General features: G+C 61.8%; 19 protein-coding genes and 1 pseudogene. 12 read left to right on the top strand and 8 right to left on the bottom strand.

Annotated features, from left to right (window positions below; genetic code table 11):
• Positions 1-2: 2 nt before the first annotated feature.
• Positions 3-755, bottom strand: coding sequence for an alpha/beta fold hydrolase (locus LRS56_04140; GenBank protein WDU63734.1), 753 nt, complete (start codon positions 753-755; stop codon positions 3-5).
• 301 nt (positions 756-1,056) lie between these two features.
• On the opposite strand from LRS56_04140, the gene LRS56_04135 reads away from it, so the two are divergent.
• Entirely contained in the window at positions 1,057-1,608 is a 552-nt protein-coding gene (locus tag LRS56_04135) for an RNA polymerase factor sigma-70 (GenBank protein WDU63733.1), read from the top strand.
• 65 nt (positions 1,609-1,673) lie between these two features.
• On the opposite strand, the gene LRS56_04130 is transcribed toward LRS56_04135, so the two are convergent.
• Together LRS56_04130 and LRS56_04125 are read right to left on the bottom strand one after the other, a co-directional pair.
• Positions 1,674-2,462, bottom strand: coding sequence for a transporter substrate-binding domain-containing protein (locus LRS56_04130; GenBank protein ID WDU63732.1), 789 nt, complete (start codon positions 2,460-2,462; stop codon positions 1,674-1,676).
• Between the two features lie 93 nt (positions 2,463-2,555).
• The gene (locus LRS56_04125; protein WDU63731.1) at positions 2,556-3,179 is read right to left on the bottom strand and encodes a TetR/AcrR family transcriptional regulator; all 624 of its coding nucleotides are present in this window, start codon (positions 3,177-3,179) and stop codon (positions 2,556-2,558) included.
• Positions 3,180-3,332: 153 nt separating this feature from the next.
• On the opposite strand from LRS56_04125, the gene LRS56_04120 reads away from it, so the two are divergent.
• The 8 genes and pseudogenes from LRS56_04120 to LRS56_04085 all read left to right on the top strand — a co-directional run bounded on the left by LRS56_04120 (position 3,333) and on the right by LRS56_04085 (position 13,278).
• Entirely contained in the window at positions 3,333-5,111 is a 1,779-nt protein-coding gene (locus LRS56_04120; protein ID WDU63730.1) for a DUF1446 domain-containing protein, read from the top strand.
• Positions 5,112-5,123: 12 nt separating this feature from the next.
• Positions 5,124-5,996 carry an SDR family oxidoreductase gene (locus LRS56_04115; GenBank protein WDU63729.1) on the top strand — a complete coding sequence of 291 codons (873 nt, stop codon included), beginning with the start codon at positions 5,124-5,126 and terminating at the stop codon, positions 5,994-5,996.
• Between the two features lie 3 nt (positions 5,997-5,999).
• Positions 6,000-7,616: an acyl-CoA carboxylase subunit beta gene (locus LRS56_04110; GenBank protein ID WDU63728.1), complete on the top strand. Its 1,617-nt coding sequence runs from the start codon at positions 6,000-6,002 to the stop codon at positions 7,614-7,616.
• Between the two features lie 16 nt (positions 7,617-7,632).
• Positions 7,633-8,790: a citronellyl-CoA dehydrogenase gene (gene atuD, locus LRS56_04105; protein WDU63727.1), complete on the top strand. Its 1,158-nt coding sequence runs from the start codon at positions 7,633-7,635 to the stop codon at positions 8,788-8,790.
• Positions 8,787-9,548, top strand: a complete 762-nt coding sequence (locus LRS56_04100) for an enoyl-CoA hydratase-related protein (GenBank protein WDU63726.1) — start codon at positions 8,787-8,789, stop codon at positions 9,546-9,548. Before atuD ends, LRS56_04100 begins: the two co-directional genes overlap by 4 nt.
• Positions 9,549-10,391: 843 nt before the next feature.
• Positions 10,392-12,313, top strand: a pseudogene (locus LRS56_04095) (acetyl/propionyl/methylcrotonyl-CoA carboxylase subunit alpha).
• A 74-nt stretch (positions 12,314-12,387) separates the two neighbouring features.
• Entirely contained in the window at positions 12,388-12,930 is a 543-nt protein-coding gene (locus tag LRS56_04090) for an exonuclease domain-containing protein (GenBank protein WDU63725.1), read from the top strand.
• Between the two features lie 63 nt (positions 12,931-12,993).
• Positions 12,994-13,278: a pyrimidine/purine nucleoside phosphorylase gene (locus LRS56_04085; protein ID WDU63724.1), complete on the top strand. Its 285-nt coding sequence runs from the start codon at positions 12,994-12,996 to the stop codon at positions 13,276-13,278.
• Between the two features lie 64 nt (positions 13,279-13,342).
• Here the strand turns inward: LRS56_04085 and LRS56_04080 are convergent, their stop codons facing one another.
• Positions 13,343-14,149, bottom strand: coding sequence for an MOSC domain-containing protein (locus LRS56_04080; protein WDU63723.1), 807 nt, complete (start codon positions 14,147-14,149; stop codon positions 13,343-13,345).
• A gap of 39 nt (positions 14,150-14,188) precedes the next feature.
• A complete protein-coding gene (locus LRS56_04075) occupies positions 14,189-15,124 on the bottom strand; it encodes a chemotaxis protein CheV (protein ID WDU63722.1) in 936 nt (311 codons plus the stop codon).
• 559 nt (positions 15,125-15,683) lie between these two features.
• Between LRS56_04075 and LRS56_04070 the strand changes: the two genes are divergently transcribed.
• The 3 genes from LRS56_04070 to LRS56_04060 all read left to right on the top strand — a co-directional run bounded on the left by LRS56_04070 (position 15,684) and on the right by LRS56_04060 (position 18,016).
• Positions 15,684-16,133 carry a hypothetical protein gene (locus LRS56_04070; protein WDU63721.1) on the top strand — a complete coding sequence of 150 codons (450 nt, stop codon included), beginning with the start codon at positions 15,684-15,686 and terminating at the stop codon, positions 16,131-16,133.
• 333 nt (positions 16,134-16,466) lie between these two features.
• Positions 16,467-17,360: a sensor histidine kinase gene (locus LRS56_04065; GenBank protein WDU65688.1), complete on the top strand. Its 894-nt coding sequence runs from the start codon at positions 16,467-16,469 to the stop codon at positions 17,358-17,360.
• Positions 17,357-18,016: a response regulator transcription factor gene (locus LRS56_04060; protein ID WDU63720.1), complete on the top strand. Its 660-nt coding sequence runs from the start codon at positions 17,357-17,359 to the stop codon at positions 18,014-18,016. Before LRS56_04065 ends, LRS56_04060 begins: the two co-directional genes overlap by 4 nt.
• Here LRS56_04060 and yegS read toward each other — a convergent pair.
• The 3 genes from yegS to LRS56_04045 form a co-directional block, all read right to left on the bottom strand.
• On the bottom strand, positions 17,975-18,895 hold the full coding sequence (gene yegS / locus LRS56_04055) for a lipid kinase YegS (protein WDU63719.1): 921 nt from the start codon (positions 18,893-18,895) through the stop codon (positions 17,975-17,977). The genes LRS56_04060 and yegS overlap by 42 nt on opposite strands.
• 943 nt (positions 18,896-19,838) lie before the next feature.
• The gene (locus tag LRS56_04050) at positions 19,839-20,231 is read right to left on the bottom strand and encodes a DUF2802 domain-containing protein (GenBank protein ID WDU63718.1); all 393 of its coding nucleotides are present in this window, start codon (positions 20,229-20,231) and stop codon (positions 19,839-19,841) included.
• Positions 20,232-20,714, bottom strand: coding sequence for a chemotaxis protein CheW (locus LRS56_04045; GenBank protein ID WDU63717.1), 483 nt, complete (start codon positions 20,712-20,714; stop codon positions 20,232-20,234).
• Positions 20,715-20,759: the final 45 nt, after the last annotated feature.

Below are 20,759 nucleotides of genomic sequence, written 5' to 3'. Positions count from 1 at the left end.
GTTCAGCCGGCGGCCAGTTGCCGCGCCGCGCCATTGCGCCAGCGGGCCAGGTGCTCATCGGCGTAGCGCCGCACGCAGCGCAGTACCGCGCTTTCGTGCTGCACGAGGAAGAAGTGGTGGCCGTCGAACATGTCGAGGGAAAAGCCGCTGGAGGCATCGAGTTGCCAGTCGAGCAACTGGTCGGCGCGCACGCTGTCCTGCTTGCCGCCGAACACGTGGATCGGCATGCCCAGCGGCTCGCGCACGCCGTAGCTGAAGCTGCCGCACAGCAGGAAGTCGGCGCGCAGAATCGGCAGCATCAATTGCATCAATTCGGGGTTGGCCAGGGCCTCTTCGGCGGTGCCCTGCAGCTCGCGCAGGCGAGCGATCAATTGTTCATCGGTCTTTTCGATGGCGTATTCGCTGACATCGCGGCGCGCCGGGCCAGCCGTACCGGAGGCAAATAACGCCAGGGGCGCGGGCACACCACGCTCACGCAACGCATGGGCCAGCTCGAACGCCAGCAGACCTCCAAGGCTGTGGCCGAACAAGGCGTAGGGGCCGCTCAGGTCGCAGCTGATTTCATCTGCCAGCTGCGCCGCCAGGGCCTTGATATCACGCTGCAGGGGCTCATCCATGCGCATGCCACGCCCGGGCAATTCCAGCGGGCACACCTGCAGCCAGTCCGGCAAAGCGCGGCGCCAACGGGCATAAACCATGGCGCTGGCCCCCGAATAGGGCAGGCAGAACAGGCGCAGTCGAGTCGGCGTACTCATCACTTGAGTACTCCAAACTGAAACACGCTGTGTGCACGATAAAAACCCATGTCGCCCTCCTGGGGGTGCTGATCCTTGGTCGTTTTACTAACGGACCTGTCACCCAGAAGAACGGACGGCGGTGGCAAATAATTAGTCGCCGGGACGAGCGAGACACGGTTCACACCTTTCAGAAAGGCATAAGATTAGTTCGCCTTCTCATTTGACAATCATTATCATTAAGCATAATTTGTTGCCCGATGTGTAGGAGGCCTCAGCAAGGACGCCCTCCCCTAACCTCTTTTGCGACAAGGTGATTTCCATGACGGAACAAGTATCCACAGGCAGGTGCGACTCACCGCTTCTCCAGGCTTTTGTCGATAATCGACTGATTCTGGTGAAGATCGCGGCGCGCATTACCGGTTGCCGCTCCCGTGCCGAAGACGTAGTGCAGGACGCCTACTTCCGGCTGCAATCGGCGCCAACGATCACGTCATCGTTCAAGGCCCAGCTCAGCTATCTGTTCCAGATCGTGCGCAACCTGGCGATCGATCACTACCGCAAGCAGGCCCTGGAGCTCAAATACTCCGGGACGGAAGAGGAAGGCTTGAATGTGGTTATTCACGGCGCTTCACCGGAAACCTCGCACATCAATTTCAATACCCTGGAAAACATCGCCGACGCCCTGACGGAGCTGCCCCAGCGCACCCGCTACGCGTTCGAGATGTATCGCCTGCACGGCGTGCCGCAAAAGGACATCGCCAAGGAACTCGGCGTATCGCCGACCCTGGTGAACTTCATGATTCGTGACGCGCTGGTGCATTGCCGCAAGGTCTCGGGCAACCACAGCGATACGTTTGCGCGCAGGGTCTGAAAATAGCGCAATGCCAATGTGGGAGTGGGCTTGCCCGCTCCCACATTTGGCTCACTACTTTGATCTCAGGGCACCGGCATTACATCGATGCGATACGGCTCGAAGATCTTCAACATCTGCCCGTTATCGCGCAAATGCCTGAGCAGCACGGAAAACGCCTCACCCGTAATCGGCGCCTTGGGCCGCAGTAAGGCGTAGTGGTGATAGACCTGGTCGATGCGCTCCGACACCAGGAACTGCCCGGCCATATCAGCATTGCGCACCATGAAATCACTCAGGTACGAGCGCGTCACCAAGGCAATATCGGCACGCCCGCGCACCACCATCAGCAGGTTGCTGTCATGGGAGTAAGTCAACGTGGCGTTGAAGTGCTCGGCCATGTACTTGGGGTCGGGGTTGAAGTTGGCGAAGGCGTAGTGATAGCCGCTGAACACTGCCAGGCGTTTGCCGGCAAGGTCGGCGAAATAGTCCTGGCCGCGATCGGGCTTACGCTGGGCGACGAAAATTTCTGCGTCTTCCAGGCCCATGTCGACGCTGGTGTGGGGAATCTTCTGCCAGCCCCAGTCAGGGTTTTCGAAGATCGCCATGTCGACACGACCTTGCTCGAAATCCCGAAAACGCCGCGGGATGGAGGTGGGCACCAGCACAAATTGGTAATCGGTCTGTGAGGCGTTCAGCGCCTCGACCAGCTGCGGCAGCAAACCGGTGTCGGCGCCCTGCTCGGGGCGCACGGTGTAAGGCGGGAAATGCGCCGCGCCGATGCGCACCAATTGCGCAGCCGAAGCCGGCATCCACCACGCGGCGCCCAGTGCCCAAAAAGTAACTCCTGCAGCCAGCCGCCATGGCGAAAACATTGAGGCACGCACCGTTGAATACTCTGATGGCGATAAGCTAGGCGTTTTTGTCTGAGGAGACAACTTTCCACCGGTAAATTAATAGCTTGCGCCTCAATCGGCCTTCAAAACCATCAAAAGGGCCTCTTCGGCCAACTGTTCGAGGGTGAGGCTGCCTTCGGCGCGAAACCACGTGGTGGTCCAGGACAACGCACCGGTGAGGAAACGTCGAGCAATAAACACATCGCCCTTGATATACCCGGCGGCCTTGGCCTCGCCCAGCACCTGCAACCAGAGCGTTTCATACACATCGCGCAGCGCCAGCACCTGGGCCTGGCCCTCGTCCGACAGCGAGCGCCACTCATACACCAGCACCGCCATCGCCTCGCCGCTGCCGCCCATGATCGATTGCAATTCGCAGCGAATCAGCGCCAGCACACGCTCACGCACGTTCGTCGCTTCCTCAAGCGAGGCGCGCATCAGCGCGGTGTTGTAGTGGATGGTTTCCTCCATCACCGCCCGCAGGATCTCGTCCTTGCTCTTGAAGTGATGAAAGATGCTGCCGGACTGAATGCCCACCGCACTCGCCAGATCACGCACAGTCGTGCGCTCAAAACCCTTGTTACGAAACAGGTGAGCCGCGGTTTGCAGTAACTTGCCCCGGGCACTGTCGGGGTCGGTCAATTGGCCGGCGTCGACCATGGTGCGCATCACCCGCAGGGCTTTGTGCTCATCCATGCTGCTCTCCTTCACTTGTGCTGACGTCTTGGGCGGCAATTTAGGCCGTGGCAGCCACCCAAGCAAGCGCTTGGGTAAAACTTGCGGTCGGAGTTTACAAACCAAGCGCTTGCTTGGTAGTCTCGACCGCAGCCATTCGAGGAAGGATTTCTCATGAGCAAGACGGTTCGTATTGGCTGCGCCAGCGCCTTCTGGGGCGACACTTGCACCGCCGCCGCCCAATTGGTGCATGGCGGCGCGCTGGACTACCTGGTGTTCGACTACCTGGCGGAAGTCACGATGTCGATCCTCGCCGGGGCGCGGATGAAAGACCCTCACGCCGGCTACGCCACGGATTTTGTCGACGTGCTCACCCCGCTGCTGGCCGATATCCAGCGCCAGGGCCTGCGCGTGATCAGTAACGCTGGCGGCATCAACCCGCTGGCCTGCGCCGCCGCTCTGCAAGCGGCCTGCGACAAGGCCCGACTGCCCTTGAAAATCGCCGTGCTGCTGGGCGACGACCTGCAACCCCAGCTCAAGCACCTGCACGGCATCCACGACATGTTCAACGGCACGCCGCTGCCGCCGATGTGCGTGTCTGCGAATGCCTACCTCGGCGCGCCGGGCATCACCCAGGCGCTGAAGCTGGGCGCGGATATCGTGATCACCGGGCGCGTGGTCGACAGCGCGGTGGTCAGCGCCGCGCTGGTGCATGAGTTCGACTGGTCGTGGCAGGACTACGACCGCCTGGCCCAGGCCGCGCTGGCCGGGCATATCATCGAATGCGGCGCGCAGTGCACCGGCGGCAATTTCACCGACTGGCGCGACGTGCCGGACTACGAACACATCGGTTTCCCCATCGTCGAAGTCAGCGCCGACGGCCAGTTCACCGTCAATAAAGTCGACGGCACGGGCGGGCTGATCAGCGAACTCAGCGTGGCCGAACAACTGCTGTATGAAATCGGCAACCCACACGCTTACCTGTTGCCCGATGTGATCTGCGATTTCAGCCAGGTCAAAGTGCAGCAGCAAGGCAAACACAGCGTGCGCCTGCACGGCGCCACGGGCTTGCCGCCAACCGCGCAGTACAAGGTCAGCGCCACCTACCCGGACGGCTTTCGTTGCACCGCCAGTTGCCTGATCGCCGGGATTGATGCGGTGGCCAAGGCCGAGCGGGTCAGCCAGGCGATCATCCACAAGACCAGCGAACTGTTCAGCCTGCGCGGCTGGGCGCCCTACACCGAAGTGAATATCGAACTGCTCGGCAGCGAAGCCACCTACGGCGCCCACGCCCGGCGCCAGGATTGCCGCGAAGTGGTGGTCAAGCTTGCGGTGCGCCACCCAAGCAAAGCGGCGCTGGTGTTGTTCGCCCGTGAAATCGCCCAGGCCGCCACCGGCATGGCGCCGGGGCTGACCGGGATTGTGGGCGGGCGGCCAACCGTGTACCCGCTGATTCGGCTGTTTTCGTTTCTGATCGATAAGGCCGCCTGTGAGCGGGTGATCGACTTCCAGGGCGAACGCCACGTCTGCGCGCTGCCCCTGGCCGATGCCCCCACCCTGCCTGCCGCGCCGGTTGATCCGCCCAAGCCCCAAGGCCGCGCCGACGCCAGCGTGCCGCTGGTGAAGCTCGCCGTGGCGCGCTCCGGCGACAAGGGCAACCACAGCAATATCGGAGTGATCGCCCGCGCCCCCGAGTACCTGCCGTGGATCGCCGAAGCGCTGACCCCGCAAGTGCTCGTCGACTGGATGGGCCACGTGCTCGACCCCGTGCACGGCCGCGTCGAGCGCTGGTATTTACCGGGCAGCCACAGCCTCAACTTCCTGCTGGAAAACGCCCTGGGCGGCGGCGGCATCGCCAGCCTGCGCATCGACCCGCAAGGCAAAGCCTTCGCCCAGCAGCTGTTGGAAATCCCCATCGCCGTGCCGCAACACATCGCTGACTCACTCACCTAAAGGACCGTCGCCGTGGCCTTCGACTCGATCTTCAGAGCCCAGCTGTTCCAGGGGCAAACCATCATCGTCACCGGCGGCGGCAGCGGAATTGGCCGCTGCACCGCCCATGAACTGGCGGCCCTCGGCGCCCGCATCATCCTGGTGGGGCGCAAGCCCGAAAAACTGCAAAAGGTCGCGGCGGAAATAACCGAAGACGGCGGCGCCGTCCATTGGCAGACCTGTGATATTCGCGATGAAGAGGCGGTGCAGGCGTTGGTCGCACAGGTGGTTCAGGCGCACGGGCCGATCCATGGCCTGGTGAACAATGCGGGCGGCCAATACCCGTCACCGCTGGCGTCGATCAACCAAAAAGGCTTTGAAACCGTGCTGCGCACCAACCTGGTCGGCGGTTTTCTGATGGCGCGGGAAGTGTTCAACCAGTCGATGAGCAAGCACGGTGGGGCCATCGTCAATATGCTGGCGGACATGTGGGGCGGCATGCCCGGCATGGGCCACTCGGGCGCGGCGCGTTCAGGCATGGACAACTTCACCAAGACCGCCGCCTTCGAGTGGGGTTACGCCGGTGTGCGGGTCAACGCCGTAGCGCCGGGCTGGATTGCTTCCAGCGGCATGGACACCTACGAAGGCGCGTTCAAGGCGGTGATCCCGACCCTGCGTGAACACGTGCCGCTCAAGCGCATCGGCACCGAGTCGGAAGTCAGCGCGGCCATCGTGTTTCTGCTCAGCCCGGCCGCCGCCTTCGTCAGCGGCAGCACCCTGCGCATCGACGGGGCCGCCAGCCTGGGCAGCCGTGCCTGGCCGCTGCACAAGGCCCAGGCGCCGAGTGAAGCGTTCAACGGCTTCCACCGCGCTTACCTGCCGGATGTGCTCAAGGCGGAGAAATAACCCATGCCGGTGATTGAAAGCCTGATCGACCCCCACAGCCCGCAATTCGCGCAGAACCGCGAAGCCATGCTCGAAGGCATCCAGCACCTGCGCCAGCTGGAACACACCCTGCTCGCCAAGGCGCAGGAAGCCAAGCCCAAGTTCGACAAACGCGGCCAACTGCTGCCACGCGAGCGTCTCAACCTGCTGCTGGACCCGGGCGCGCCGTTCCTCGAACTGGCGAGCCTGGCCGGCTACAAACTGCACGATGACAAGGACGGCAGCGCCGCCGGTGGCGGCTTGATCGCCGGTATCGGCTACGTCAGCGGCGTGCGCATGCTGGTGGTGGCCAACAACAGCGCGATCAAGGGCGGCACCATTTCCCCCTCCGGCCTGAAAAAATCCCTGCGCCTGCAACAGATCGCCATGGAGAACAAACTGCCGGTGGTGACCCTGGCCGAAAGCGGCGGCGCCAACCTCAACTATGCCGCCGAGATTTTCGTCGAGGGCGCCCGCAGCTTTGCCAACCAGGCGCGCATGTCGGCCATGGGCTTGCCGCAAATCACCGTGGTGCACGGCTCGGCCACCGCCGGCGGCGCGTATCAGCCTGGGCTGTCGGATTACGTGGTGGTAGTGCGCGGCAAGGCCAAGCTGTTCTTGGCCGGGCCACCGCTGCTCAAGGCCGCGACCGGCGAGGTGGCGACCGATGAGGAACTGGGCGGCGCCGAGATGCACGCACAGATCGCCGGCACCGCCGAATACCTGGCACAAAACGATGCCGACGGCGTGCGCATCGTGCGCGAGATTGTCAGCCTGCTGCCTTGGGACGATCGCCTGCCACCGGCGCCTAAGCGGGCCTACAGCGAGCCGCTCTACCCCATCGACGACCTGCTGGGGTTGATCCCCGACGACCCGAAAAAACCCTACGACGTGCGCGAAATCCTCGCCCGCCTGGCGGATGCCTCGCAGTTCCTCGAGTTCAAGGGCGAGTTCGATGCCCACACCGTCTGCGGCCATCTGCACATCCAGGGCCGCGCCGTCGGTGTGATCGGCAACAACGGCCCGATCACGCCAAAGGGCGCAAGCAAGGCGGCGCAGTTTATCCAGCTGTGCGACCAGAGCCGCACGCCGCTGCTGTTTTTGCACAACACCACCGGTTTTATGGTGGGCACCGAGGCGGAACAACACGGCGTGATCAAGCACGGCGCGAAGATGATCCAGGCGGTGGCCAATGCACGGGTGCCTAAACTCACCGTGGTGGTCGGCGGCTCCTACGGCGCTGGCAACTATGCGATGTGCGGGCGTGGGCTGGACCCGCGCTTTATCTTCGCCTGGCCCAACAGCCGCACGGCGGTGATGGGCGGCGCGCAGGCGGGCAAGGTGCTGCGGATTGTCACCGAGGCCAAGCAATTGAAAAACGGCCTGGTGCCCGACCCCAAGGTGCTGGACATGCTGGAACAGGTCACCGCGCAAAAGCTCGACAGCCAATCCACGGCCCTCTATGGCAGTGCGAATTTGTGGGACGACGGGCTGATTGACCCTCGGGATACCCGCACGCTGCTGGGGTTGCTGCTGGATATCTGCCATGAAGCCGAGGTGCGGCCGTTGCAACCCAACAGCTTTGGTGTGGCGCGTTTTTAACAGGAGAACAACAACAATGATCTTCACCCAAGAACACCAGGAACTGCGCCGCACCGTCCGCGCCTTCGTTGACCGCGAGATCAACCCGCATGTGGATGAATGGGAGAAAGCCGGGCGCTTTCCCATCCACGAAATCTTTCGCAAGGCCGGCGAGCTGGGCCTGCTGGGCATTTCCAAAGCGGAAAAATTCGGCGGCATGGGCCTGGACTACAGCTACTCGATCGTTGCCGCCGAAGAATTCGGCAGCATCCGCTGCGGCGGTATCCCCATGTCCATCGGCGTGCAGACCGACATGTGCACCCCCGCCCTCGCCCGCTTCGGCAGCGATGAACTGCGCGAAGAATTCCTGCGCCCGGCCATCAGCGGCGAGCAGGTGGGCTGCATCGGCGTTTCGGAAACCGGTGCCGGTTCCGACGTGGCCGGGCTGAAAACCCATGCGCGCAAGGATGGCGACGACTACGTGATCAACGGCAGCAAAATGTGGATCACCAACTCGCCCAGCGCCGACTTTATCTGCCTGTTGGCTAACACCTCCGACGACAAGCCACACATCAACAAGTCGCTGATCATGGTGCCGATGAACACCCCCGGCATCAGCGTCAGCCCGCCCCTGGAAAAGCTCGGCATGCACAGCTCCGAGACCGCCCAGGTGTTCTTCGACGGCGTGCGTGTGCCCCAGCGCAACCGCATCGGCCATGAAGGCGCGGGCTTCATGATGCAGATGCTGCAGTTCCAGGAAGAACGCCTGTTTGGCGCGGCCAACATGATCAAGGGCCTGGAGCACTGCATCGACAGCACCATCGAATATTGCAAGGAGCGCCAGACCTTCGGCAAGGCGCTGATCGACAACCAGGTCATCCACTTTCGCCTGGCCGAACTCTCCACCGAAATCGAATGCCTGCGCGCCCTGGTCTACCAGGCCACCGAGCAGTACATCAAAGGCCAGGACATGACCCGCCTGGCGTCCATGGCCAAGCTCAAGGCCGGGCGCCTGGGCCGCGAAGTCAGCGACAGTTGCCTGCAATACTGGGGCGGCATGGGCTTTATGTGGGACAACCCGGTGGCGCGGGCCTATCGCGATGTACGCCTGGTGTCGATCGGCGGCGGCGCCGACGAGATCATGCTGGGCATCATCTGCAAACTGATGGGCACTTTGCCTGGGAAAAAGTCATGAACACCTTGCTGCTGGAACCGCATAACGGCGTGCTGCACATCACCCTGAACCGGCCTGAATGCCGCAACGCGATGAGCCTGGAGATGGTCAACGAACTGCGCGCCGTGGTGGCGCAACTGGACAGCCAGGTGCGCGCCGTGGTGATCAGCGGTGCGGGTGGGCACTTTTGCGCCGGCGCCGATGTGAAGGACCTGGTTCGCGCGGGTCATCAATTGCAGGCGTTGAATCGGGCGTTCGGCACCTTGCTGCAGGAAGTGGAAGCGATGCCACAGGTGATGATCGTGGTGCTGCAAGGCGCGGTGCTGGGCGGCGGGTTTGGCCTGGCCTGCGTGAGTGATATCGCGATTGCCGACCACCAGGCGCAGTTTGGTTTGCCGGAGACCAGCCTGGGGTTGTTGCCGGCGCAGATTGCGCCGTTTGTGGTGAAGCGTATCGGCCTGACCCAGGCCCGGCGGTTGGCGCTGACGGCGGCGCGGTTTGATGGGGTGGAAGCTTTACGCTTGGGTGTGGTGCATTTTGCCGAGGCGGATCCGCAGGCATTGGCGCAACGGTTGGATGAGGTGTTGGGGCAAGTGCTGCGGTGTGCGCCGGGGGCGAATGCACGGACCAAGGAACTGTTGTTGGCGAGTGTGGAGCAGCCGCTGGAGGTTGTGTTGGATCGGGGGGCGCAGTGGTTTGCCGAGGCGGTTACGGGTGAGGAAGGGATTGAGGGGACGCAGGCTTTTGTGCAGAAGCGCAGGCCGGGGTGGGTTCGCTGAGCTGGGGGTTTATCCGTTTTTGGGGTAATGGCGGGTATTGGTTCCGCCCTTACGGCGGGTCACTTTTGAAAAGAGCCCAAAAGTAACCAAAAGGCTCTTGCCCCACCACTCGGCACCTCGCCTCCGGCTCGGTGTGCCCGCACGCAGACTTGAATCCGTGGGCCGCCGCGATGGGCCATCCTTGGCCCAGCGCGGCTAACCCGGCGTCCTGCCGGGTTACCCACGGATTCAAGCCCGCGTGCGGCCAGCGTGGTTAATGGGGCGCCTAGATCAAGATCAAAAGCAGAGCACGGCGGCCTAGTAGCCGACCTGAGTGGTGTAGATCAAAAGCGGATCCGCGTGCGCAGTGGGGTGTGCTTTTCTGTGGGAGCTGGCTTGCCTGCGATGCAGACACCTAGGTGTATCAGGCACACCGAGTTGATGCCATCGCAGGCAAGCCAGCTCCCACATTTGACCGAGGTCGGCTGTCAGGCCGCCGTGCTTTGCTTTGTTTTTGCCGTGGCCCTTACATCCTTACCGCTGACGAAGTCAGCGATCTTTTGATCTAGGGCTTTTGATCGTGATCTGAGACGCCCCGTCAATCACGCTGGCCGAACGCAGGCTTGAATCCGTGGGCAACCCGGCAGGACGCCGGGTTAGCCGCGCTGGGCCAAGGATGGCCCATCGCGGCGGCCCACGGATTCAAGCCTGCGTTCGGGCACACCGAGCCAGAGCGAGGTGCCGAGTGATGGGGCGAAGCGTTTTTGGTTACTTTTTGCGCTCTTCAAAAAGTGACCCGCTGTAAGAGCGGAACCATAAGCAGCCGTTACCGCAAAAATGGATATACACCCGAGGACAACACCCATGCCGCAGCTAACAAAAATCCTAATCGCCAACCGCGGCGAAATCGCCTGCCGCATCCAACGCACCGCCCAAGCCCTGGGCTACCGCACCGTAGCCATCTACAGCCCCCCGACACCCACTCCCCACACGTCCAAATGGCCGACGAAGCCATCAACATCGGCCCCGCCCCCGTAAACCAGTCATACCTGAACATCAACGCCATTCTCAGCGCCGCCAAAAAAACCGGCGCCGACGCCATCCACCCCGGCTACGGCTTCCTCTCCGAAAACGCCCAATTCGCCAAAGCCTGCCTAAACGCCGGCCTCACCTTCATCGGCCCCAGCCCCGAAGCCATCGAACTGATGGGCAGCAAACGCCTCTCCAAACTCGCCATGCTTGAAGCCGGCGTCCCGTGCATCGCCGGTTACCAAGGCCCCCAACAGGACGACACCACGCTGCAACAAGAAGCCACCCGCATCGGCTACCCCCTGATGATCAAAGCCAGCGCCGGCGGTGGCGGCCGCGGCATGCGCCTGGTGCACGACAGCACACAATTGCTGGAGCAACTGCGCACCGCTCGCTCCGAGGCCATGAACGCCTTCGGCAGCGACGAACTGATCCTCGAACAGGCCCTGATCGACCCGCGCCATGTCGAAATCCAGGTGTTCGGCGACAACCACGGCAACCTTATCTATCTGGGCGAACGCGACTGCTCAATCCAGCGCCGTCACCAGAAGATCATTGAAGAAGCTCCCTGCCCCGTCATGACCAAAGCGCTGCGCCACGCCATGGGCGAGGCCGCGCTCAAGGCCGGGCGGGCGGTGAGTTACGTCGGCGCCGGCACCGTGGAATTCCTGCTCGACCGCAGCGGCCAGTTCTACTTCCTGGAAATGAACACGCGCCTGCAAGTGGAGCACCCGGTAACCGAACTGATCACCGGCCTCGACCTGGTGGATTGGCAATTGCAGATCGCCGCCGGCCAGCCCCTGCCACTGAAACAGGCAGACGTCACCCTGACCGGCCACGCCATGGAAGTGCGCCTGTACGCCGAGGACCCGGCCCAGGGTTTCCTGCCGCAAACCGGTGAGGTTCGGCGCTGGGAACCGGCCCCAGGCGTGCGGATCGACCATGGCCTGCTCGAAGGCGCCACCATCAGCCCGTTCTATGACCCGATGCTCGGCAAAATCATCGCCCATGGCGCCACCCGCGAAGAGGCGCGGCGCAAACTACTGCGGGCGGTGGAAGACACGGTACTGCTGGGGGTGCAAACCAATCAGCAACTGCTGGCCGACTTGCTCAAGCACGCGGATTTTATCGGCGGCGATTTCAGCACCGGGTTTATCAGCCAACACTTCAGCGAGGTTCCACCCCAGGCGGCGACCGGTGAACAAATCGCGTTGGCGGCCGCGCTGTTTTATCACCACAGCGCCGGCCGGCATCACCCGAGTGTGTCGGGCTGGCGCAACACGGCCAACACCCCCTGGGCCTACCGCCTGGCGGTCAACGAGCAAACCCACGACATCGCCGTGACGCTGCTGGACCATGAGCACCTGCATGCCAACGGTATCGACATCAGCCACCTCAGCACCGATGGCCGCTGGGCCAGCCTGGTACTCAACGGTATTCGTCGCCGCGTCGCCTACCACCTCGACGGCACTCAGCTATGGATGCCGGGTGTGCACGTGATCAATCGTACCCAGCAAGCCGCCGGGCGCCAGGCGGACGCCGGCAGCGGCACGGTCAAGGCACCGATGGACGGCGCCATCGTCGACGTGCGCGTGAGCGTCGGTGACAGCGTCACCCAAGGCCAACTGCTGCTGGTGCTGGAGGCGATGAAAATGGAGCACCCGTTGAAGGCGGGCCTGGCTGGCGTGGTCAAGGCCGTGCAGGTAATTGCCGGCGACCAGGTGCGCAATCGCCAGGTTTTGCTGGAGATCGAATAACCCCTGGGCGGGAACTACGGGGCCGCGCTACGCTCTATCCCCATCAGTAAGGGAAGAGTACGGGAACCTGCGCGATGCCTCATTGGCTGATTATTGACCTTGAAGCCACAACGGATGACGGCGGCTGGCCCGTGACAGAGATGGAAGTCATCGAGATCGGCGCGAGCCTGGTGAACCGCCAGGGCCGCGAACTGGATCACTTCCAGCGCTTTGTGCGACCGCTGCGCCGCCCATTGCTGACGCCCTTTTGTCGCAAGCTGACCCACATCACCCAGGCGAATATCGACAGCGCCGCGCCGATCACCGAGGTGTGGCCGCTGTTTGAGCGCTGGCTGGGCCAGCACCACACACGCCTCGAAGGCTGGGCCAGTTGGGGTGACTACGATCGCCTGCAGCTGGAACTGGAATGGCAACGCCATGACCTGACCAGCGCGCTGGCCCAGACGCCGCATGTGAACCTCAAACAGCGCTTCGCCAAGGCCCGGCGTCTGGACAAGCCTCTGGGGCTCAATGGCGCCCTGCAACTGGCGGGAATGCAGTTCCACGGCCAGCAACATCGGGCGTTGGAGGATGCACGCAACACCGCACGCCTGCTGCCGCTGATTTTACCGGTCTAGGCAGCTCCCCTGCCCTTGGGCATACTGGCCGACCTTTCCAGACCCTTTTCCGAGGAATCGCCCATGTTTAAAGTCAACGAGTACTTCGACGGCACCGTCAAGTCGATCGCTTTCGGCACCGCAGAAGGTCCGGCGACCATCGGCGTGATGGCCCCGGGTGAATACGAATTCGGCACCGCCCAGCGCGAAATCATGCACGTGGTGTCCGGCGCCCTGACCGTCAAACTGCCCGACGCCAACGATTGGGAAACCTTCGCCGCCGGCAGCCAGTTCAACGTGCCGGCCAACAGCAAGTTCCAGCTGAAGGTCGCCGTGGACACCGCCTACCTGTGCGAATACCGCGGCTGATTGTTACGCCGCACAAAAAAATGCCCGTCTCCTGCGAGACGGGCATTTTTTATGGGCCAGGGAATTATTCGAGGATGCTTACCGGCATGCCGACTTCCAGGCGCCCCGCGCCATCGCAGACCAGGTTCTGGCCGAAAATGGCACCCGCCTCGGTCTTGCGATACGTCTCAAGGGTCGCGAAAGGCTCACGGTCGGCACTGCGTTCGCCGGTCTGCGGGTCGATGGTGGTGAGGATGCAACGCGAGCACGGCTTGACGGCGCGAAACTCGACATCGCCGATGCGCAGGCGCTTCCAGCCGTCTTCGGCGAAAGCCTCGCTGCCTTCGATCACCAGATTGGGGCGAAAACGCAGCATCTCCATGGGCCGGCCGATGCGCTGGCAAAGGTCGTCCAAAGACGCCTGGCCGATCAACAGCAACGGATACCCATCGGCAAACGCTACTTGATCGTCGTCGCGGCCGTAACCGGCTTCGGTGTTGCGCGCACGCTCCGGGGGAATCTGCACCAGCCGGGTCGGCTTGCCGATAAAGTTGCTGACCCACGCCGCCGCCGCGTCACCCGCATCCGGCACGCGCAAGGTGTCGCGCCAGATGGTCACCCCGCGCAACTCGGCGTCGCTGCCCGGCAAGTTCACCTCCAGCGGGGTGAAACCGGGCGAACTCAGGGTCAGGCCACCGCTGTTGTTCCACAGCGCCGACAACTGGCTCATCTTCGCCACGGCCCGTTGCGTGAGGAAACGCCCGCTGGCCTCGTCCACCAACATCCACCGTCGATCACCGTCCAGCCCCAGTTTATCCAGGCCGATTTGCTGCAAGACCTCGGCCTTGCCGGACTTCAAGGGGTAACGGTACAACGCGCTGAGACGAAGCATGAGCCTGCATTCCTGAGGAGCAAAGATGCCACCCTAAGGTCAAGCCGGCACTTCGTCCAGCATCAGTCGCTGGCGCACCACATCCACCAGTTTGTCGGGCTGGAATTTGGACAGGAAATTGTCGCAGCCGACCTTCTTCACCATCGAATCGTTGAAGCTGCCCGACAGCGAGGTGTGCAGCACCACATACAGCCCACGCAGGCGCGGATCGTTGCGGATTTCGGTGGTGAGGCGGTAACCGTCCATCTCGGGCATTTCGGCGTCGGTGAAGATCATCAGCAGCTTGTCGGTCATCACCTGGCCGCTGTCGGCCCACGCCTTGAGCATGTTCAGCGCCTTGAGACCGTCGCTGGCGATGTGCATCTTGACGCCCAACTGGCCCAAGGTGTCGCGCAACTGCGACAAGGCCACATTGGAGTCGTCCACCAGCAGCACTTCGCGGCCACGGGCGCGCTCCAGCACCGGGTCGTCGAGTTTTTCGCGGGAGACCTTGGCGTTGTACGGCACGATTTCGGCGAGGACTTTTTCCACGTCGATGATTTCCACCAATTGGTCATCGACCTTGCTGATGGCGGTGAGGTAATGCTGGCGCCCGGCACTGGTCGGCGGCGGCAGGATCGCCTCCCAGTTCATATTGACGATGCGGTCCACACCGCCCACCAGGAAGGCCTGCACCGAGCGGTTGTACTCGGTGACGATAATGGTGCTGTTGGGGCCCGGCACCAGCGGGCGCATGCCGATGGCCTGGGACAGATCGATCACCGGCAAGGTCTGGCCACGCAGGTTGACCACGCCGCACACAAACGGATGGCGCTGGGGCATCAGGGTCAACTTGGGCAGTTGCAGAACTTCCTGCACCTTGAATACGTTGATCGCGAACAGCTGCCGCCCGGCCAGACGAAACATGAGGATCTCCAGGCGATTCTCACCCACCAGTTGCGTGCGTTGATCTACCGTGTCGAGAATGCCGGCCATTAAAAGCTCCTGTTTTGCGCTGGGAAGTGGTGCGCGAAGGGAATGTGCACTTCAGTTCTAATGCTAGTTATCGGCGGCGAACGCCAGACCTTGACCCCGGTAAAATGCCATGTAAATTCATTGATGTCACACTGACATCATGCTTTACTGCTTAGGCCCTCCATCCGGTGTGTTCAGAGACGTTGCGCGACACTCAAACCGCTGCAAGGTTCCGCACTCTAAGGGATTCCCCTATGCGCAATCGGGCCCAACCTGATATTCGCAATATCTAATAGCCATTAATGTGACGCCATTCTCAATGCATGAATGGAGTCAGGCTTTTGTTCGCCATCCCTAGCCCTCGGCCCACGGGCCTTCCAGACATTCACGTCGCGGCAACTGAAGGTGTGCAACTGACCCCGCTCATGAGGGCAACGCACAGCCGTCGCCGTCATTTAAATAAGCTTCCTACTGAAATCTCAGAAGCGCCCTACAGATTTCAGTCATATTTCAGCGCTAGTTTTAAGCCATTCACCCGGTGCGACATCTCATCACCCGACCTTATGTTGTGGAGACTTGCATGATGAACGACGGTAAAGAGTGGCAACTTGCACTTCCTGAGTTCTTGCATGAAGCCGAAAAGCTTTTGCTCAAGTCAGAAGAGTGCCTGAGTCATCTTCATCTGATTCGAAATGACAGCGACGCCATCGACTGCATGAAAATCAGCTTGATCAAACTCGCCGAAAAAGCCGACGCCCTGGCCCTGCAAGCGATCAGCGAATTCTCGCGGCATATCCAATACCTGATCGCCAATGCCGAGAACCCGCTGCAACTGCATGACCAGGCCCTGGATGCATTGCATGACTGCCTGACATTGCTGGCATGGCAGTTGGAGCTTATCGACGCAAAGACTGGCCAGCTGACATTGGATGAAACAGAACAAACCACTCTGATTGCCACGGTTACCCTGCAAATCCCGCAAAAGGACTTCAGTGCCAAGTCGCAGCACCGTGTGCATCACGCGTCCTGAACAACAGGTCGCATTCAATACACGAGTTATCTAAAAACGACAGACACAAATAGCAAATAGCCACTAACGGACATAACGATACAAACCAACTTAGGTAATACAACTACTTCCCACTCTTCAAACTCTGAGACTCTCCCAGGGTATTTGCCTGGATAATGACTGGGCAAAGCAAAGTGTCAGGCGACCAACGGTTACAGGGGTGGTACTATGCCCCGCTCGAAGTGACCCAACTTCATCATGTATAAATACGATTCGGCCACGCATTCCACACAGAGCCCCGTCATCCGCCGTGACTGGTCTTCCCGCAGCGAACCCTCATTGGCTCCATCCGCTATGTACGCCAACCTCAAGTCACTCCTCGCCAGGTCCGTGTCCCGCAGCCATGCACGCCGCTTGCTCCTCGCCCTGTGCCTGGGCTCGCTGCTGCTGAGCCTGGTGGCGTATATCAGCGCCGAACCCTTGCCGCTGGCGGTGTTGCTGCTGAACCTGGCGACGCTGATGGTGGTTGGCCTGCAACAGTGGCTCTCTCGCAAGTCCATCAAGTTCCAGCCCCAGGAACTGGCCGACCGCCTGCTGCAAGTGCAGGAAAACGAACGCCACCGCCTGAGCCGCGAACTGCATGACGATATCGGCCAACTGCTCACCGCCGCCAAATTGCAAAGTGAATGGCTCAAGCGCCGCCTGCCGGAAGACCTGCAAAGCCAATGCACGGTGCTGTGCAACACCTTGAACGAAACCCTGGCCAAGGTGCGCGACGTCTCCGCCATCCTCAACCCCCGTCAGTTGGCCAGCCTGGGCCTGGAAGCCAGCTTGCGTGCGCACCTGCTCAAGACCCTGGAAAACACCCCGATTCACTGGAGCCTGGAGTGCCAGCAGCGGCTAACCGGCATTCCGGAAGAAATGGCCGTAGCGGCCTTTCGCATCACTCAGGAAGCCGTGACCAACATGCTACGCCACGCCCAGGCGCGCAATTTGCTTGTACGCCTGCAACGCCTGCCCGAGGGCCTTTCGCTCACGGTCTGCGATGACGGCCAGGGCTTTTCGCCGGCCATCAACCCCGGCCTGGAAGGTCAACGGGGCATGGCCGGCATGTCCGAGCGGATTGATCAGCTTGGCGGTTCATTATCCGTCAGCAGCCAGCCAGGCGAAGGGACACGGATCGACGCGCTTTTCCCCTGGGCGCCCCGCGCCCTCGAACGGGCCAGTTCCCCTAAGGTTCTCGAGTGACCTGCAAATTACTCCTGGTGGATGACCATGCACTGATTCGGGCCGGCGTACGCGCGCTGGTCCAGGACATTCCCGGCTACACGGTAATCGGCGAAGCCAGCGATGGCGCTCAGTTGCTGGAGCAATTCAGCGCCTTGCAGCCCGATATCGTCTTGCTGGACCTGTCGATGAAGCACACCGGCGGCCTGGATGCCTTGCAGCAACTCAAGCGCGCCTACCCCAAGAGCCGCGTGCTGATCCTGTCGATGCACACCGATCCGGAACTGATCATGTGCGCGTTGGAGTCCGGCGCCCACGGCTACCTGCTCAAGGACACCACCGCCAACGAGCTGGAACACGCGCTGCTGGCCTTGCGCAACGGCGAGCGCTACCTGAGCCCGGCGATCGCCCACACCGTGATCAACCAGGCGCTGGTGCGCGGCCAGGGCCCGACTACGCCAGCCGGCCACAGCCATAACCTCACGGCCCGCCAGCTGGAGATCCTGCGCCTGATCGTGCGCGGCAAGTCCACGCGAGAAATCGCCCACGGGCTGGGCCTGAGCATCAAGACCGTGGAAGCCCACCGTTCGCAAATCATGAAGCGCCTGCAGATTTTCGACGTGGCGGGCCTGGTGTTATTTGCCGTGCGCGAGCAGATCATCAGCCTGGACGACTAACGGCGAACCCACCGGCAGGTGCACCCGCAGGGCCTTGGGCAGGGCTTCGAAATGCAGGTCATCGCCCTCCAGCGGCTCGCCATCCAGGTTGATGTACAAGCCTTGCGCGACCTTGATATTGACCCACGGCAGACGGGCCCGCACGAACATGGTGTCCAGGCCCCAGCCATTGTTCATCAGCTCACGCAGGGTGCCGACCACCTCCTGGGGCGCCGGCAGGATGCTGATATCCAGCAAGCCATCATCGGCCATCGCACCCGGGCATAGCTCATGCCCGCCACCTGCCTGGCGACCGTTGCCGATCCCCAGCGCCAGCAGTTCGCCTTTCCAGTGGAAGTCCGGCCCATCCAGTTCGGCATAGGCGGCTTTCAACTCGCTGAACCGGGTCAGGCCGGTGAACAGGTAGGCGGCGCCGCCCAGAACCTTCTTCAAGTCTTCGGAGGTATTGGCGGTGACCTGGCTGCCGAAGCCGCCGGTGGCCATGTTGAGGAAAATTTGCCCGCCGACCTTTCCGAGGTCAATCGACTTTGGCGGCACATCCAGCACCGTCATGGCTTGGACGGGCTCCAGCGGCACCCCGGCGGCCTTGGCGAAATCGTTGGCGGTACCCAGGGGCATCAGCAGCAGGCTGGCGTCGGTGTTGGCCAGGGCCATGGCTTCGGCCACGTCGCGCAGGGTACCGTCGCCGCCACCGGCGATGATGTGGGTGTAGCCGCCATCCAGGGCTTCGTTGACCAGGCGCTGGGCGTCGCCGCCTTCCCATGTGACCCGCACCGCCAGGTCCCAACCCAGGTCGCGCCGGGCCTGCACGGCGGTGCGCACGTCCTCGTTTAGGGCTTGCTTGCCGTGGAGGATTAACAATGCCTTGGGGGTGGTCATGGGGGGTTACTCCTGGATTCAAAGGTGCTTGAAGGATGTGGACCTTTGGCGGGGGGAAAAAAGCCATGGAGTGGGAAAATAATTGAGGGGGTGGGGGAGTGGGTACATATCCGTTATTTGGGTAACGGCGGGGATTGGTTCCGCCCTTACGGCGGGTCACTTTTGAAAAGAGCCCAAAAGTAACCAAAGGCTCTTGCCCCACCACTCGGCACCTCGCCTCCGGCTCGGTGTGCCCGCACGCAGACTTGAATCCGTGGGCCGCCGCGATGGGCCATCCTTGGCCCAGCGCGGCTAACCCGGCGTCCTGCCGGGTTACCCACGGATTCAAGCCTGCGTGCGGCCAGCGTGGTTAATGGGGCGCCTCAGATCAAAGTCAAAAGCAGAGCACGGCGGCCTGGTAGCCGACCTGAGTGGTGTAGATCAAGAGCGGGATGTCAGTGGATTGGCTTTTCTGTGGGAGCTGGCTTGCCTGCGATGCTAACAACTCGGTACATCAGGCACACCGAGTTGATGCTTACGCAGGCAAGCCAGCTCCCACATTTGAACCGAGTACGGCTTCAAGGCTCAGGTCGGCTGTCAGGCCGCCTCGCTTTGTTTTTGATCTGGCCCTTACATCCTTACCGCTGACGAAGTCAGCGATCTTTTGATCTAGGGCTTTTGATCGTGATCTGAGGCGCCCCGTCAATCACGATGGCCGAACGCAGGCTTGAATCCGTGGGCAACCCGGCAGGACGCCGGGTTAGCCGCGCTGGGCCAAGGATGGCCCATCGCGGCGGCCCACGGATTCAAGCCTGCGTTCGGGCACACCGAGCCGGAGGCGAGGTGCCGAGTGATGGGGCAAAGCGTTTTTGGTTACTTTTGGCGCTCTTCCAAAAGTGACCCGCTGTAAGAGCGGAACCAAAGGCGGCCGTTACCGCAGCAACGGATATACACACAAACCCAATCAGCTCTTGTGCAGCTTACTCATCAACTGCGCCTCAGCCTGAGTCAACCCACACGACTGCGTCAACTCATCCACCGTAGCCCCCATCCCCACCAACTTAGCCGCCTGAGCAAACGAAAGACTCGAAGGATCCCGCTGCTCAATCTGCGCAAGCTTATCGGGCAACGGCGCAAGAATCGCACGCAGTTCATGCACCTCATCCCCCACCTTCACCGCACTCTGCTGAAAGTGGTCGACCCGCTTGACCAACTCCAGAACCCGCCGATCACGCACCGCATCACGCTCGGCCTGCTGCAAAGTCAGTTCGCGCTGCTGACGCACATAACGCAGCAGAAATGCCAACGTCCCGGCCCACAACAGGGCCAGGACAATCACCGCTGCCTCAAGGAACAATCAGATGCTCTCCAGTTCCGACCACTCTTCTTCGCTCATCATCTTGTCCAGCTCAACCAGAATCAGCAGCTCGCCGTTCTTGTTGCACACGCCCTGGATGAACTTCGCGGATTCCTCGTTACCCACGTTCGGCGCGGTTTCCACTTCCGATTGGCGCAGGTAAACCACTTCCGCCACGCTGTCGACCATGATCCCGACCACTTGCTTGTCGGCTTCGATGATGACGATACGGGTGTTGTCGTTGACTTCGGTAGGCACCAGGCCAAAACGCTGGCGGGTGTCGATCACCGTCACCACGTTGCCGCGCAGGTTGATGATGCCGAGCACGTAGCTCGGCGCACCTGGCACCGGGGCGATTTCGGTGTAGCGCAGCACTTCCTGCACGCGCATCACGTTAATACCATAGGACTCGTTGTCCAGTTTGAAGGTAACCCATTGCAGGATCGGATCATCCAAACCTTGTGCGGACGCTGACTTATTCATACCCCTGACCCCTTCAAATGCCGTCTACACGGCGTGTGTGCTTCG

The sequence above is a fragment of the Pseudomonas poae genome (assembly GCA_028869255.1).
In the GTDB taxonomy this organism is placed as follows: domain Bacteria; phylum Pseudomonadota; class Gammaproteobacteria; order Pseudomonadales; family Pseudomonadaceae; genus Aquipseudomonas; species Aquipseudomonas poae_C.
This window is presented reverse-complemented; position numbering and strand designations above follow the sequence as displayed.

What these genes read in the sequence shown, in the direction of transcription:
- LRS56_04140 (WDU63734.1), bottom strand. Translation starts at nt 755, where the DNA reads ATGAGTACGCCGACTCGACTGCGCCTGTTCTGCCTGCCCTATTCGGGG.
- LRS56_04135 (WDU63733.1), top strand. Translation starts at nt 1,057, where the DNA reads ATGACGGAACAAGTATCCACAGGCAGGTGCGACTCACCGCTTCTCCAG.
- LRS56_04130 (WDU63732.1), bottom strand. Translation starts at nt 2,462, where the DNA reads ATGTTTTCGCCATGGCGGCTGGCTGCAGGAGTTACTTTTTGGGCACTG.
- LRS56_04125 (WDU63731.1), bottom strand. Translation starts at nt 3,179, where the DNA reads ATGGATGAGCACAAAGCCCTGCGGGTGATGCGCACCATGGTCGACGCC.
- LRS56_04120 (WDU63730.1), top strand. Translation starts at nt 3,333, where the DNA reads ATGAGCAAGACGGTTCGTATTGGCTGCGCCAGCGCCTTCTGGGGCGAC.
- LRS56_04110 (WDU63728.1), top strand. Translation starts at nt 6,000, where the DNA reads ATGCCGGTGATTGAAAGCCTGATCGACCCCCACAGCCCGCAATTCGCG.
- atuD (WDU63727.1), top strand. Translation starts at nt 7,633, where the DNA reads ATGATCTTCACCCAAGAACACCAGGAACTGCGCCGCACCGTCCGCGCC.
- LRS56_04100 (WDU63726.1), top strand. Translation starts at nt 8,787, where the DNA reads ATGAACACCTTGCTGCTGGAACCGCATAACGGCGTGCTGCACATCACC.
- LRS56_04090 (WDU63725.1), top strand. Translation starts at nt 12,388, where the DNA reads ATGCCTCATTGGCTGATTATTGACCTTGAAGCCACAACGGATGACGGC.
- LRS56_04085 (WDU63724.1), top strand. Translation starts at nt 12,994, where the DNA reads ATGTTTAAAGTCAACGAGTACTTCGACGGCACCGTCAAGTCGATCGCT.
- LRS56_04080 (WDU63723.1), bottom strand. Translation starts at nt 14,149, where the DNA reads ATGCTTCGTCTCAGCGCGTTGTACCGTTACCCCTTGAAGTCCGGCAAG.
- LRS56_04075 (WDU63722.1), bottom strand. Translation starts at nt 15,124, where the DNA reads ATGGCCGGCATTCTCGACACGGTAGATCAACGCACGCAACTGGTGGGT.
- LRS56_04070 (WDU63721.1), top strand. Translation starts at nt 15,684, where the DNA reads ATGATGAACGACGGTAAAGAGTGGCAACTTGCACTTCCTGAGTTCTTG.
- LRS56_04065 (WDU65688.1), top strand. Translation starts at nt 16,467, where the DNA reads ATGTACGCCAACCTCAAGTCACTCCTCGCCAGGTCCGTGTCCCGCAGC.
- yegS (WDU63719.1), bottom strand. Translation starts at nt 18,895, where the DNA reads ATGACCACCCCCAAGGCATTGTTAATCCTCCACGGCAAGCAAGCCCTA.
- LRS56_04045 (WDU63717.1), bottom strand. Translation starts at nt 20,714, where the DNA reads ATGAATAAGTCAGCGTCCGCACAAGGTTTGGATGATCCGATCCTGCAA.